This is a genomic window from Nocardia jiangxiensis NBRC 101359 (assembly GCF_000308615.1).
GTDB classification, from domain to species: domain Bacteria; phylum Actinomycetota; class Actinomycetes; order Mycobacteriales; family Mycobacteriaceae; genus Nocardia; species Nocardia jiangxiensis.
In genome coordinates this window covers 1-902 of sequence record NZ_BAGB01000112.1, presented here as the reverse complement: position 1 = coordinate 902, position 902 = coordinate 1, and the positions used below count along the sequence as shown (strand labels likewise).

Sequence of the window (902 nt, the reverse complement as noted above, 5' to 3'; positions counted from 1 at the left end):
CGAGCAGCCGGTCGGCGATCATCGGGACGTCGACCCGGAAATCGTCGATACTGCGGCTGGCGGGCTCGATGGTGATCCAGGTCACCCCGGCATCGGCGTACTCCGGCAGCAGCGGCTGCACCGCATCGCAGAACGCGGCGGTGTCGCCGCTACGCAGCAGACTCGCCTCGAACGGCACGAAAGAAACGTCCAACGCGGACTTACCGAGCTCCGCGCGCCGGGCGTTCTGCTCACCGATCATCGTGCGCAACGTACCGATATCCTCCAGCGGCAGCGACCGGGTGATCGCGGCCATCTCCGCGGACTGCCCCATCGGCAGCCAGCCGTCACCGAGTTCGACCGCGCGGCGACGCGCCGCGGCGCTGTTACCACCGATCCAGATCGGCGGCCCGCCCGGCTGATCCGGCGCGGGCAGCGAAATATGGCCCGGCACACCGAATTCCGGGCCATCGTGGTCGACCCCGGCCCAACTCGCCCGCATCGCCGCGATCGCCTCGTCCAGCAGCGCCCCGCGACGCGCGAAATCGGCTCCGAGAGCCTCGAATTCGGACTTCAGATACCCCGCGGCCAGGCCCAGCGTCAGCCGCCCGCCGGACATCAGATCCAGCGACGCCGCCGATTTCGCACCCAGATACGGACTGCGATATCCCGCGACCATCACATAAGTGATCAGCCGCAGCCGGCTGGTGGCCTGGGCGGCGATGCTGAGCGCGACGAACGGATCGAAGGCATGATGGCCGCCGTTGGCCAGCCACTTCTTGTCCGGATACGGATGCTCGCTGACCGACAGGCCATCGAATCCGGCATCCTCCACGAACTTCGCCACCGCGCCGAAGTCGGACTCGCCGATCCAGCGCGGGTAGTGCTTGACCGCCCGCATCGGGAACATCAGATTGAACTTC

The 902-nt window shown here is 67.6% G+C and carries 1 protein-coding gene; it reads right to left on the bottom strand.

Annotated features, from left to right (window positions below; all coding sequences use genetic code 11):
* Positions 1-902: LLM class F420-dependent oxidoreductase (locus ON40_RS34450; protein WP_063713143.1), on the bottom strand; the 902-nt coding region annotated here is incomplete at both ends.